The sequence below is a fragment of the Streptomyces sp. NPDC096136 genome, assembly GCF_044763325.1.
Lineage (GTDB): Bacteria > Actinomycetota > Actinomycetes > Streptomycetales > Streptomycetaceae > Streptomyces.
Map to the genome: position 1 here is coordinate 95591 of NZ_JBIWFZ010000013.1, position 11847 is coordinate 107437.

The 11847-nt window shown below is 71.7% G+C and carries 14 protein-coding genes; 8 read left to right on the forward strand and 6 right to left on the reverse strand.

The window, feature by feature from the left end; genetic code table 11:
- The first annotated feature begins 26 nt into the window (after window positions 1-26).
- From ACIRBY_RS25245 to ACIRBY_RS25265, 5 genes are all read left to right on the forward strand, one after another.
- Window positions 27-614: a hypothetical protein gene (locus ACIRBY_RS25245; RefSeq protein WP_403904218.1), complete on the forward strand. Its 588-nt coding sequence runs from the start codon at window positions 27-29 to the stop codon at window positions 612-614.
- On the forward strand, window positions 611-1333 hold the full coding sequence (locus ACIRBY_RS25250) for a class I SAM-dependent methyltransferase (protein WP_403904221.1): 723 nt from the start codon (window positions 611-613) through the stop codon (window positions 1331-1333). Before ACIRBY_RS25245 ends, ACIRBY_RS25250 begins: the two co-directional genes overlap by 4 nt.
- Before the next feature lie 450 nt (window positions 1334-1783).
- The gene (locus ACIRBY_RS25255; RefSeq protein WP_403904223.1) at window positions 1784-2299 is read left to right on the forward strand and encodes an Imm50 family immunity protein; all 516 of its coding nucleotides are present in this window, start codon (window positions 1784-1786) and stop codon (window positions 2297-2299) included.
- On the forward strand, window positions 2286-2681 hold the full coding sequence (locus ACIRBY_RS25260; RefSeq protein WP_403904226.1) for an Imm50 family immunity protein: 396 nt from the start codon (window positions 2286-2288) through the stop codon (window positions 2679-2681). Before ACIRBY_RS25255 ends, ACIRBY_RS25260 begins: the two co-directional genes overlap by 14 nt.
- Before the next feature lie 69 nt (window positions 2682-2750).
- Window positions 2751-2957: a DUF6207 family protein gene (locus ACIRBY_RS25265; RefSeq protein ID WP_403904452.1), complete on the forward strand. Its 207-nt coding sequence runs from the start codon at window positions 2751-2753 to the stop codon at window positions 2955-2957.
- 51 nt (window positions 2958-3008) lie between these two features.
- Here the strand turns inward: ACIRBY_RS25265 and ACIRBY_RS25270 are convergent, their stop codons facing one another.
- From ACIRBY_RS25270 to ACIRBY_RS25280, 3 genes are all read right to left on the reverse strand, one after another.
- Window positions 3009-3134, reverse strand: coding sequence for a hypothetical protein (locus ACIRBY_RS25270; RefSeq protein ID WP_403904229.1), 126 nt, complete (start codon window positions 3132-3134; stop codon window positions 3009-3011).
- 402 nt (window positions 3135-3536) lie between these two features.
- Entirely contained in the window at window positions 3537-3887 is a 351-nt protein-coding gene (locus ACIRBY_RS25275; protein ID WP_403904232.1) for a hypothetical protein, read from the reverse strand.
- Window positions 3888-5105: 1218 nt separating this feature from the next.
- Window positions 5106-5426 carry a nuclear transport factor 2 family protein gene (locus tag ACIRBY_RS25280; RefSeq protein ID WP_403904234.1) on the reverse strand — a complete coding sequence of 107 codons (321 nt, stop codon included), beginning with the start codon at window positions 5424-5426 and terminating at the stop codon, window positions 5106-5108.
- Window positions 5427-5730: 304 nt separating this feature from the next.
- On the opposite strand from ACIRBY_RS25280, the gene ACIRBY_RS25285 reads away from it, so the two are divergent.
- Both ACIRBY_RS25285 and ACIRBY_RS25290 read left to right on the forward strand, forming a co-directional pair.
- Window positions 5731-6414 (forward strand): GNAT family N-acetyltransferase, encoded by a 684-nt coding sequence (locus ACIRBY_RS25285; RefSeq protein ID WP_403904237.1) that lies wholly within the window; start codon window positions 5731-5733, stop codon window positions 6412-6414.
- Window positions 6415-6711: 297 nt separating this feature from the next.
- On the forward strand, window positions 6712-7143 hold the full coding sequence (locus ACIRBY_RS25290; RefSeq protein ID WP_403904240.1) for a GNAT family N-acetyltransferase: 432 nt from the start codon (window positions 6712-6714) through the stop codon (window positions 7141-7143).
- A 100-nt stretch (window positions 7144-7243) separates the two neighbouring features.
- On the opposite strand, the gene ACIRBY_RS25295 is transcribed toward ACIRBY_RS25290, so the two are convergent.
- Both ACIRBY_RS25295 and ACIRBY_RS25300 read right to left on the reverse strand, forming a co-directional pair.
- Window positions 7244-7462 (reverse strand): hypothetical protein, encoded by a 219-nt coding sequence (locus tag ACIRBY_RS25295; protein ID WP_403904243.1) that lies wholly within the window; start codon window positions 7460-7462, stop codon window positions 7244-7246.
- 619 nt (window positions 7463-8081) lie between these two features.
- Window positions 8082-8663: a Dps family protein gene (locus ACIRBY_RS25300; protein WP_403904245.1), complete on the reverse strand. Its 582-nt coding sequence runs from the start codon at window positions 8661-8663 to the stop codon at window positions 8082-8084.
- Window positions 8664-8930: 267 nt separating this feature from the next.
- On the opposite strand from ACIRBY_RS25300, the gene ACIRBY_RS25305 reads away from it, so the two are divergent.
- Window positions 8931-9209 carry a GlsB/YeaQ/YmgE family stress response membrane protein gene (locus ACIRBY_RS25305; RefSeq protein ID WP_403904248.1) on the forward strand — a complete coding sequence of 93 codons (279 nt, stop codon included), beginning with the start codon at window positions 8931-8933 and terminating at the stop codon, window positions 9207-9209.
- 244 nt (window positions 9210-9453) lie between these two features.
- On the opposite strand, the gene ACIRBY_RS25310 is transcribed toward ACIRBY_RS25305, so the two are convergent.
- On the reverse strand, window positions 9454-11847 hold the full coding sequence (locus ACIRBY_RS25310; protein WP_403904454.1) for a SpoIIE family protein phosphatase: 2394 nt from the start codon (window positions 11845-11847) through the stop codon (window positions 9454-9456).

Genomic DNA, 11847 nt, shown 5'->3' on the forward strand with positions numbered 1-11847 from the left:
GTAAAACACCAGGTGAGGGCTATGCCATGCACCGTGCCTCCGGATCGATGGTGAAGCTGGCACCACCCCGGGAACGGCACCCGGCATTACTGACTGTGATCGCTGGGCGGCTCAGGCTGAAAGGCGTGCATGAAATCATCGAACTGTTTCCGGAGCCGGACGCCGAGCGCGGCATACGCAGGCCGCACGCCCCGCTCACGGGATCGCCCCCCAGCCCGCAGCGCCGTCGTCCGGACCGCCTTCCAGGCCGACGGCGGGGGCTTGTCCTGGCCGGCTGCGGGGTGGCACTGCTGCCGTGGCTCTTCGTGTTGGCCACCAGCCTGCCGACCACCTTCCCCGCCCCGCACTGGTCCGCCGCCTGGGTGGGTCTGGACGCGCTGGAGGCGGTCGGCCTGATCACCACAGGTCTGCTGGCCACCCGCGCGGATCGGCGACTGGCACCGGCCGCCGCCGCGACGGCCGCCCTGCTCGCCGTCGACGCCTGGTTCGACACGATGACCGCGGCCGGCGGGAGCGATCTGCGCGCGGCGCTGGTCATGGCGTTGTCAGCAGAACTTCCGCTCGCAGCGGTATGCGTCGGCCTGGCGGTTCGAGGGCTGCCCCGCACCCCATGAAGCCCGTCACACCGACCCGGGCTGCAACCACGAACACCACAGAACCGGAGAACACCATGGGCTCTGCTGTCCTGACCGCGCCGCGCCTGCGCTGGGCCTGCGCCCTCGGTGCCGCTGCCGCCGCAGGCGCCTGGTGGTTCGGCGACAAGGCGCCGTACCCCTACGCCCAACGCGGCGTGCTGGACCTGCCGTTGCCGTTCCTCACATCAGCCCGCCTCGACGCGGTGCTCACCCCGAGCCCGGGCGAGCGGATCCTCGAAGTGGGGCCCGGCACCGGACTGCAGGCGCTGCACACCGCACCGCAACTCGGGCCCCACGGGCAGCTCGACATCCTCGACGTCCAACCCGAGATGCTCCGCCACGTGATGCACCGCGCGGGGCAGCGCGCAATACCCAACATCGTGCCCACCCATGCGGATGCCCGCGAGCTGCCCTTCGACGACGACACCTTCGACGCCATGTATCTGGTGACCGCGCTGGGCGAGATCCCGGAACCACAACGGGTGCTCGACGAGGCGGTGCGGGTGCTCACCCCGGGAGGACGGCTGGTCGTGGGCGAGTTCTTCGACCGGCACTGGATCCCCTTCGGCGCTCTGCACCGTCTCGCCGACGCGTCGGGCCTGCATCTGAGCACCAGGAGCGGCTCGACCCTCGCCTATCTGGCGCGATTTCAACCCTGCGCCCGATCGCAGCGCTCACGTCGAGGACCTGAGAGCTGATCGGTAGGCCAGGCCAGACCCGGCCCGGCCCGTCCAGCACCGCCATGGCGACAGAGCGCGCCGGTCAAGTGCCTGCCTGAGATGTCTAGTCGATGGGACTGTGGGTCGAGGTCGTGATGGCATGCCTGATGCAGGGGCTGTCGGGGTGCCTCTACCGGGCACCCCGACAGGAAGGACCCGGTGGGCCCCACACCGTCGACGGCACCCCCGAACCGCTGACCCCGCCGGGGCGGGTACCCCGGGTCCCCGCCTGGAGGCCGGACGGACAGGGCGAAGTCGTCACGAGCAACACCCCAGAAACGGGTTCACCCCTGCCGTGGGGAACTAAGCGGACCATGGACGGGCGGTATCCTTCCAGCTCAGGTGCACTTCGTTGCTCTCCGACTGTCGCGAGAGAAGGAGTCGCCGGCCTTGCCGGGTGCGAAGCACCCAGAGCGGAGGGGTCCACCCGTGTCAGCCGACGGATGGCCGGAGTTCTTGGCGCACTCCGAGCCGTTCACCGCGCTCTACGGCGAGCTGCCGGCTCTGGAGGGCCTGGTCCTCAGATCGGTGCACCTCAGTCCGTACGGTCCCGCTGTGACGTTGCGGGTCGAGTTTCCCCGCTTCCCCGACCTCGCTCCGCCGGACTGGACCGAAGCCGGCTGCGACCGCTTCGAGGCCCAGATCGAGTTCTCCGCGGCCGAGGACCTCCGGATGCGGGGCGTCCCCGACGCCACCGTGGTCGACATCGGGTTCGGTCCCCGGGTCCCGACCCCGGAGCGCCGGATCAGGATCGCGGTGAGCGGTCCGCAGGTCTTGCTGGACTTCACCGCGCACTCCCTCAAGGTGGGCCGCCTCAATGCCTACCGCTCCACTGACGAGGGTCCTTACGCGGCCCGGCGGTGGTTCGTGAGTCCCCTTGACCAGCGCGTGCAACGAGGCGTGCTGCCTCCCACGACCGCGAAGGTGTTCTATGAGCGGGCATGACTGGTCTGCCGAGGTGGCCAACCCCGAGGCGGTCCGCGACGTCCTCGGCTCACCCCCACCACCGCTGACCGACTACCACCTCGACTCCTTCCTCGTCGACGAGCGCGAATCGTCGGTCACCTTGAGGTTTTCCGCGTTCGGCATCCCGGCCGGTGCCGCCGGCCTGTGGCGGGCCCGCGGCCACAACGCGGTCGAGTTCGTTCTGGTCTGCGTCGGCGTGAAGAACTTCGAGGTGGACGGCTGGTCCGGCCGGCCCACGACTGTCGCCAGGCTCAGCGGGCGAACCGTCGTGCTCGCCGGCCAGGACAAGCGCGTGTCCTTCGAGACCGACGAAATCCGTGCCCAGTACCCGGTCGGAAGCCTGCGGAGCCAAGCCGAGTGACGTGCGGGTGGACCGGGGACCTGCCGGGAACCGGGCCGGTTCCAGCACCGCGCAGGGCCCATCGAGCCGATCGGCGAACAGCACATCGCGGAGCCCGGTCTGGTCGTCCTGGACATCACCCGCAGGGACGAGGAGACCGTCCGGGCCGTCATGACCGCACTGGAAGAGCCCTGCGCCACATCAGGCGTCGGCCCGGTGCGCCGCGATGCCGGCGAGCCCGGCGTCCGGGCCCCGGTCCACGCCGACGTCCTGCGCCCAGGACGGGACGGCCCGTGAGAGGAGCTTGGGGAGCCCTCCGCAAAGGGCTCGAGCCGGGGAAAGAGCCAGTCAGCGCTCCATGCGCGTGCAGGTGAAAACGAGTACTGGGACGGCCTCGGGATCACCTTCGGCAAGCCCGTCGTCGAAGCCTGGGAACTCCAAAATGAGCGACCCATTTTCCAGACGCACCTTCACGCTGTCTCCGTAGTATTCGGACCCTCCATTGCTGAAGCGGTAGTCCCTTGACAGAGCGCAGTGCCAGTCGCCGTGAGCCACGGAGCGGTGGGCACTGATCGAGCCGGTGCTGCCGACGTGGCCGGAGCGGGCTCCCGGACCTCGGCCGGTGGATGGCCGGCTGCGCCGTCAGGGCGTGTTGTCCGTGCTGCCCACCGGGATCACTGGGCACAGCTACCGCTGGAGCTGGGCTTCGGTTCCGGGCAGACCGGGCCGGGGATGACACCCACTGAGTCAGCCTCGCCACGCCCGACGGGAATGCAACGGCCTCCATCAGCAAGACCTGGGGAAGGCGACGCTCGAAAGGCGCGCGCCGTGCGGAGAACAGCCCGGCGAGCTCACGGATTTCGGGCCCGTGTCGACTCAGTTGCCGCTGAATACGATCAAGGAAAGTGTCGCCCCGCCAATGGGAGGGGTGCACCCGTTCCGGTTGAAGTGGTACTGACGTCCCGCAGTGTCCTGCACGTATCCCACATAGCTGCCCGAGCATGCATTCTGGGCATTCTGGATGTGCATCGCGCCCACGTAGCCGCTGGCCTTGTTACCGTCCCAGACGTAGCAGTAGGCACCGTTGTTGTATTTGACCTTGACGACGTTCGACAGGTTGCACGTGGAGTTCACGACCTGGGCGTTGGCCGGGGTTGCGGCGATGAAGCCGGATGCGGCGAAGCCAGCTGCCATTACTCCGGTTAACAGCTTGCGAACGAGTTGCATACGGACCCCTCGGCTCCGGTACCCGCCCCCTGCGGGTAGACCTCGAACAGCTAACCACTTCCATGTGCATGACAACAAGACCGTGGCGATCCGCACCGACATGGCCGACACCGCCGCGGGCATCGGTCGCCGGACCGATGAAGCAGCGACGCGCCCAGCGGCCGGACAGGTGGGGGCTTCGGCTGCGCCACCGGCTTCGACCGCGTCCAGGGCCCGGTGGCGGTAGTCCTCCAGCTCCCCCTCATCAACGCTCGCGGGGACCGCCAAGGGATGGAACCGGCCGAGCGCGCTGTCCCGAGCCGCGTCAACAAGAGCTCCCATGATCGGGGGTACCCATGTTGTAAAGGAGCCTTCTGACCGGTCGTCCCACTGCGCTGAGGCGCGCGCCCGAAAGTCCCACTCTGCCTCGAGCGACTCGCGGGCTTCGCCCTCTGCGTTCATTCTCTGCCCCCTCTGAAGCGCTCCCGGCACCGTAGCGGCTGAGCAGTAGCGTCTCAATGCCAAGCCCGAAGGGCGGGATTGCTGCGGGCTTCGCACATCGCCCCTCCACCCGTGGGGCTGCGGCGTCGAGCCAGCCGAGTACAGCACGCGGGTGGCCCCTGGGCGGCTCCGCCCGATCCCCGGCCTCGCCCTGGCCCATGCCTGCCTGGACGCCCGCGTGCTCGACCGGGTCATCTCTTCGGCCAAGCGCCATCGACTGGGGCCGCTTGATCCGCAACTGACGGTTCGCCCGGACGACGGGGGCCGCATCCGCGTCCGGGGCGCGGCCCTCGTGCGTACTGCGGGCCCGTGAGGAGAAGGAGAGGTGCCCGCGCCAGCAGGCAACCACCGCGGCCCGGCCCACCCGGGCCATCCGCGCCACTCGGCCAGCATCACCCCGTCCCGGCTCGGCACCACCGGATCCAGGGCGGCGAGCGGGGAGCGGGCCCAAGCGGAGGGGGTGCCACGTCGGCCCGCCGCCGCGCGGCCGGGCCGGGCACCGAATCCGCGGCCTGCGCCGGCATCGGCTCCACCGGCGGCCTGAGCACCATCCCGGGGCCCTCCCTCCCGGTCGCCCCTTCGTCTTCCGGGGTTGGTCAGACCGGCCCCAGGCGGCCCGGCCAGACGACCCTCTGCTGCCGCCGTTCCGGCTTCCCGGACGGCACGGCCCCCAGAACGGTCCGCCGGCGGCGGCGCCGAATGTGGTGGCGCGGGGTTTGTGGCCCCGGGGGGCGGGGATCAGGCCTGGCCGGTCTCGAAGCGGACGACGTGGCCGTCGGCGATCTCGAACCGCCACGCGGTGCGCATCTCGCCCCAGGTGTCGTTGCGGTAGTCGACCACCAGGGAGCGGCCCCCGTCGGCTTCGGAGTCGACCGACATGTGGCCGTGGCAGGACCAGATCTCCCGCTCCGACCAGTCGTCGACATCGCGGTCGGAACCGTCGTCGGACATGGTCGCGCCAGGGGTCAGGACCGCGTGGAAGGCGGTGCGGTCCCCGGCATTGACGGCGTTGACGAAGGCGCGGACGGTGGGGTCGGTCAGCTGGGTGGGATCGATCACGAGGGCTCCTGGGCGGGTGCGTGCGTACGGGCTGCGTGCGCGACCAGCGAACACCATGGCGGCCACCACCGCGGCAATCCTCACCCGTTCGCCGCCGGACAGCGTGTCAGAGGCAGTACGCGAGCGGCTCAGGGCGCGGTGCGGACCGGGAAGCCGATCCCGGTCGTCCGGTCCCCCTCTGCTCCTCGCCGCGGCGCCGGCGGACCACAGGCCTTCGGCGGCACCCGGGGCCGCCGATTCACCGGCGAAACAGGGGGATGGCCATTCGCCCGTTCTCCGGTTGCGGTCATGCTCTAATCGCCGGATGGCGAAGATCGAATCAGAGCTGATACGACGCTGGGTGAACGGCTGGACCGTGGCTCGCTCCCTGCCCGAGGCCGAGCCTGCGGGGTCCGCGGGGGACGGCCTGCGGTCCCAGTGCGAGCAACCCGGCCGGGAGGTCGAGGTGTTCGCACTGCGCGCGGACGAGGAGCCCGAATCCCTGGCACGGCTGGCCGTAGCCGTCGCCATCGCGAGGCAGACCACCTGGCTCACGGTACCCACACGGCGCCCAGCCGCCGTCGAAGCCGCCCTCGGCGCCGCCGGGCTGGAGCTGCTCCACCGGTCCGAGTGGCTCATGACGACCGATCTGAGCAAGCACCCGCAGCACGCTCCCGCCGCGCCGTACGAGCGCGAGGTCCACACCGACGGAGCGGTCACGGTCGTCTCCCTCCACGACTCCTCCGGAGAGGTGGCGGCGCGCGGCACCATCGCCGTGGTAGGCGCCGATGCGATCGCCGATCGCATCGAGACGAACACGGCGCACAGGCGACGCGGCCTGGGCCGCGCCATGATGAGCGCTCTGGCAGAGGCCGCCGCGGCCCACGGCGCCCGTACCGGTCTCCTCATCGCCAGCGAGGAAGGCCGGCACCTCTACTCCTCCCTCGGCTGGCGCCACGAAGCCGACGTCCTGATCGCCCGGGGGCCGGCCGCTCCTGCCAGCCGGTAGGACTGGCTCACGCCGGCCGAACCCCCTACGCATGGCCGGACTGCGTGCCGCGTGGTACCTGCCGGCAGGACGTGGAAACAGGCCTCGGTCGCCAGGAGGATCGGCCGGACCCGCGCAGCAGCGGACTCGACCACCTCCTCGGCCGACAACTCCTCGGAACGGACCCGGTCTTCGGCTCGATGAGTGCCACGGGCTTCTCGTGCGCCATCACCTCGGCGCCACTTCCGCGCAGTTGCCGCAGGCGGTCGCAGCCGAAGTCGCTGGCCGGGGAGCGGCCCGGTCTGCTTGTATGCGGCCATGACCAGTGACCTCCCCGTCGGCTACGACATATCGGCCGACCCGGCCCGCCTCGACCGTGCGGTCATCCACCGGTGGCTTTCCGAGGACTCCTACTGGGCCCTGGGGCGGTCCCGGGAGAAGCAGGACGCGGCCATGGCCAACTCGTTGAACTTCGGGGTGTACGAGAGAGCCACCGGCGTTCAGCTGGGCTACGCCCGGGTCGTCACGGACCAGGCCACGTTCGCATGGCTGTGCGACGTCTACATCGATCGCGGCAGCCGGGGGAAGGGCCTGGGGCGGGCTCTCGTCTCCGCCGTCTGCGACCACCTCGCGCCCTATGGGTTGCGCCGCGTGCTGCTGGCCACCGCGGACGCGCACACGGTCTACGCCAAGGCGGGCTTCACACCCCTGGAGAAGCCGGAGAAATGGATGGCACGCGGCGCGCAGTGAGGATGCCGTCGCGGCAAGGGGGTCAGGGCCGTCCGGCAGGCCGTCGTCCCACCGCCGGGCCGCGGGAGGCACCCGGCCGCCTCCCCCTCCCCCAACGAGCTCACCGGGCCCGCGAACGCCGGCCGGCCGCCTCGGGCCGGTACAGGGCCTCCGGGGGGACGGGCAGGCGGGGCTCCAGCGGGCTCCGGTCGAGCACGAGTCTGCCCAGCCCGGTCAGCGCGTCGGCCCCGAGCCGGCCCAGGACCGCGTCGAAGGCCCCGTACAGTCCGCCGCTGTCGCCGACCAGCAGCACGCAGTTCCGGCGCGCGAACTCCCCCACCGGGAACACGGCTCCCCCGCCGCCCGGCTCCACGTGCCCACCCAGCCCAGGATGTCCGCGCCGCCGCGGATGTCGATGTCCGTGTCATCGGAACCGTCCCGCGGATCGGTGAACACCAGGTGCAGTCCGCCGTACTCGGCCAGGAACTCCCTGACCGCGCGCGACGGCGGCCCGTACTGCCCGACCATGGCCGGCGCCGGTCCCGGGCCCGCACTCCGCCCCGGCATCCAGCCCGCCTCGCGCAGGACCGCCCGTGCCGCCGCACGGTACGACGCCTCCCGGCCGTGCCCGTCGCAGGGGGGACTGGCTTCGAGGGACGGCGCAGGGTCCGCTTCAGGGCTCATCGTCCGGCTCCGGTCGTTCTGCGGGGATTCCGCCGCGTGCCGATCGCCCGCGCAAGGCCGCGGTGCGCGGCCGCGCCGGACGAGTATCCCAGGTCCGGCCCCCTGCCCGGCGTACCGGGCTCCCGCGAGTAGCCGTCGCGGACGCCTTGCCGGCGTTCCGTTGCGGTCCCGTCAGGCTGCCGGCGTCCCCGCCCGGCCCGGGCGCATGCGGCGGAGGCCGTGCCCGGGAGGGGCCGGCACGGCCTCCGTGCGCTTCCCGCCGCGCGGGGGCGCGGTCACGCGCCGTCGGTGGACCCGCGAGCGGCCTGACCTGCGGCGTCGCTGAGCGTGTGCGCGCCGGACGTGCTGAGCCGGCCGCTGCCGTTCTCCAGGTGGGCGCGGACGAACCACTGGAACTGCTCCAGCTTCGCCAGCTGCCCGATCAGCATGTCCTCCGTCACCGGGTCGATGTCGCCGGCCGTCTTCATGGCGGCCCGGTGGTCCTCGATGACGCCGGTGTAGACCAGGTCCAGCGCGCCGAGGTGGGCGACGGCGTCGGCGCGTCCGACTTCGTAGTCGTCCCAGGTGCGCGCTGCGACGAGGGCGCCCGGCGTGCCGATGGGGACGCCGCCGAGGGCGGCCATGCGCTCGGCCGCGGTGTCGGCCATCTCGCGGACGGCCTCCACCTGCGGGTCGAGCATCTCGTGCACGGCGATGAAGTGCGGGCCGACGACGTTCCAATGGACGTGCTTCAGGGTGAGGGACAGGTCGTTGAGGGCGTGGAGCCGCGCCTGCAGAACGTCCACGACCCGCTCGGCCTCGATCGGGTCCAGTCCGGGAACGGTGTGCGGGGCGGTGGCCTGCGTGGCGTCGGTCATGGGCGGACTCCTCTTGGTCGCTGTGGTTCGGATACTGCGGGCTCCGGGGCGGACCGTGCGGTCCTCCCGCCGCCGTCGCCTCGCCTGCCCCACGAGACGCGACCCACACCCCACGGTCCGGTCCGATCGCCGCCGCCCCTCACGCGTCGGCTTCGGTCGTCGCCGGTCGTCCGGCGGCCGGTGCGTTTGAAAGTGCGGAAAGCGCGCACGAGCGAGAGTGACAGCGGCAACGGCCGTTGCCTCACATCGGATGGGCGGAGGCACATCATGGGCATCATCGCGTGGATCCTCATCGGGCTCCTGGCCGGTCTCATCGCCAAGGCCCTCATGCCCGGCAAAGACCCGGGCGGCCTCATCATCACCACCCTCATCGGCATCGCCGGCGGCCTGCTCGGCGGCTGGCTCGGCAAGGTGCTCTTCGGCGTCGACTCCATCGACGGCTTCTTCGACCTCTCCACCTGGATCGCCGCGATCGTCGGCTCCGTCATCCTGCTGGCCCTCTACCGCCTGCTCACCGGCAACCGCCCCTCCCACCGCCACGCCTGACCCCCGACGACAACCCCACGCCACGCGCCGGCGGCCGGTCCCCCCACCGATGGGAACCGGCCGCCGGCGCGTGCGCGCACCCGTCCCGGATCCGGCCGGTTGCGCGCGGTCGGGGCGGCATCCACGTGCTCCGGTGCAACACCGCGGCCTCCGAGAAGTGGTCCTGGGACGACGGCCCGGAGTACACCGCGCTGCGGAACCAGGGCAGCGGGCTGCGTCTGACGGCGCGCAGCCTTCCTGACGGTCAGCGCACCTGGACTCCGATGAGGCAGGTGTCGTCGTCGGTGTCGGAGGCGCTGTAGGTCAGCAGGTCGTCGAGGCGGCGTTCCAGGGAGTCCAGGGGGCGGGCCGCGACGGTGAGGAGTTGCCCCAGCGAGTCCGTCACGGACAGGTCCCTTCGCTCGACGAGGCCGTCGGTGTACATGAGCAGGGTGTCCCGGGGGTGGAGCTGTACCTCCTCCTCCTCGTAGTCGGCGTCGGGAATCGCCCCGAGGAGGATGCCGGAGGCGAGGGGGAAGGCTTCGGCGTGCGCCCCGCGGACGAGGACCGGGGGGAGGTGGCCGGCGCGTGCCCACCGCAGGGTGCGGGTGTGGGGGTCGTAGATGCCGCACACGGCCGTGGCGGTGAGGTTGCTGGTGAGGTGGTGGGTGACGGTGTTGAGCCAGGCGAGGAGCTGGGCGGGCCCGGCGCCGGTGACGGCGAGGCCGCGCAGGGCGTTGCGCAGGATGACCATGCCGGTGGCGGCCTGGATCCCGTGGCCGGCGACGTCACCGACGCTGATCAGGATCTTGCCGTGCGGGAGGACGACGGAGTCGTACCAGTCGCCGCCGACGAGGGACTGGGATTCGGCGGGCCGGTAGCGGACGGCGATGCGGATGCCGGGGACCTCCAGCGGGGCGGGGGCCGGCGGCATGATGGCCTGCTGGAGCTGGAGGGCCAGCCGGGTCCGGTCCGCGGATTCGGCCTCGGTGTCGGCGAGCTGGTCGCGGGTGGCGGCGAGGGCCACCTCGGTCCAGTGCTGGGAGGAGATGTCCTGGCAGGCGCCGCGGACGGACGTGAGGTGCCCGTGGTGGTCGAGGACGGGTTCGGCGACCATGCGGATGTGGCGGACGATGCCGTCGGCGCGTTTGAGCCGGAAGTCCACGGAGGACTCGCGGACGCGGTGCAGGAGGGTGCGCAGGAAGCGGCCGACGGAGTTGGCGTCGTGCGGGTGGACGTGGCCGGTGAGCTCGTGGAGCGGGATGGGGCGGGCCGTCGCCGGGAGGCCGAACAGGGAGAAGAGCTGGCCGTTCCAGCTGATCTCGCCCGTGGTGAGGTCTTCCTCGAAGCCGCCGACGCGTCCCAGGCGCTGGGCGTGTTGGAGCAGGGTCGCCAGTCGTGCGGTCTCGTCCTCGAGCTTCCAGATGAGCAGGAGGACGGTGCCGTGGCGGGTGATGCTGACGTCGGCGAGGGTGGTGAGCGGTACCTGGTCGACGACGGCGGTGAGGCTGGTGCGGGGGGCGTGGCAGGGCTCGCCCGTGGAGTAGACGCGTTCGAGCATGGAGAACAGGCCGTCGCCTTCGGCGGCGGTGGGGTAGGCCTCCAGGAAGTGCGCTCCGGTGATGTGGGCGCGGGTGCGTCCGGCGGGGTCGGCGAAGCGCTGGTTGGTGTGGTGGATGCGGAAGTCGGCCAGTCGGCCCGCCTGGTCGAGGGTGGGGGTGAGGATCAGTACCGGCTCGTGGAGGTGGTCGGCGAGGTCGGTGAGTTCCGCGACGCCGGCGTGGTCCGCGGCGCTCGGCGTCAGCGGTGAGGGGGCGGGTTCGTGCTCCTCGAGCGTGTGGGCGCAGAGTTCGGCGAGGGTTTCCAGTTGTCTGAGCACGACCGGCTGCTGGGGCGGCCGGGGGTCCGGCCAGCTGATTTCGAGCACTCCGGTGATGCGTCCGCCCGTCCCGGCCGGGATCATGATGCGGCCGCCGGCGGGGTGCCGGCGCCTGCCGATGGTGGGGATGGCGGATTCGGCCAGGGAGTCCACGACGGTGAGTTCGCGGCTGGTCAGGGCCAGGCGGGCGCAGGTGACGACCTCGGGCGGCACGTAGCGCCAGCGGTCGGCCTCCTGCGGGGTGAAGCCCGCCTGGCCGTGCAGCGACAGTGAGGCGTCGGAGCCCGCGGCCCAGATGGCCACCCCGTCGGCGCCCAGTGCCTGGAGCGCGTTGTCCAGGAGGGCGTTGGCCACGGCCTGGGTGTCGCGGCCGGCCGCCAGCATGCGGCTCTCGGCCGCCCTCAGCCGCACGACCGGGGTCGTGTCGGCGGCGGGGAGATCGGGGTCGGTCGCCTGGAGGAAATGGTGCGCCACTTCACTGACGTGGTCGTGAGAGGCCTGGTTGATGATGTCGACCGCCAGGCCGAGGACGGTCTGGTCGGCCTGCTCCGCCAGTTTGGTGAGCTGCCGGGACGCCTCGCCGGGACCGCAGCCCAGGCGACCCACGAGGATGCCCTTGGCCAGCTCGATGAGGGCGCGGCCGTCGGCGGCTTCCTGGGCTTCCAGGGCCTCCTTGCGCAGGCGCTCGACCGTGGCGGCCAAGCGGCCCACCTCGGCCGGGGACGCGGTGGTGGCGGGTGCCGGCGTACGGCGCGGTTCCGGACCGGCCGTGCTGCGCAT

What these genes read in the sequence shown, in the direction of transcription:
- ACIRBY_RS25245 (WP_403904218.1), top strand. Translation starts at nt 27, where the DNA reads ATGCACCGTGCCTCCGGATCGATGGTGAAGCTGGCACCACCCCGGGAA.
- ACIRBY_RS25250 (WP_403904221.1), top strand. Translation starts at nt 611, where the DNA reads ATGAAGCCCGTCACACCGACCCGGGCTGCAACCACGAACACCACAGAA.
- ACIRBY_RS25260 (WP_403904226.1), top strand. Translation starts at nt 2,286, where the DNA reads ATGAGCGGGCATGACTGGTCTGCCGAGGTGGCCAACCCCGAGGCGGTC.
- ACIRBY_RS25275 (WP_403904232.1), bottom strand. Translation starts at nt 3,887, where the DNA reads ATGCAACTCGTTCGCAAGCTGTTAACCGGAGTAATGGCAGCTGGCTTC.
- ACIRBY_RS25285 (WP_403904237.1), top strand. Translation starts at nt 5,731, where the DNA reads ATGGCGAAGATCGAATCAGAGCTGATACGACGCTGGGTGAACGGCTGG.
- ACIRBY_RS25290 (WP_403904240.1), top strand. Translation starts at nt 6,712, where the DNA reads ATGACCAGTGACCTCCCCGTCGGCTACGACATATCGGCCGACCCGGCC.
- ACIRBY_RS25300 (WP_403904245.1), bottom strand. Translation starts at nt 8,663, where the DNA reads ATGACCGACGCCACGCAGGCCACCGCCCCGCACACCGTTCCCGGACTG.
- ACIRBY_RS25305 (WP_403904248.1), top strand. Translation starts at nt 8,931, where the DNA reads ATGGGCATCATCGCGTGGATCCTCATCGGGCTCCTGGCCGGTCTCATC.
- ACIRBY_RS25310 (WP_403904454.1), bottom strand. Translation starts at nt 11,847, where the DNA reads ATGCGCAGCACGGCCGGTCCGGAACCGCGCCGTACGCCGGCACCCGCC.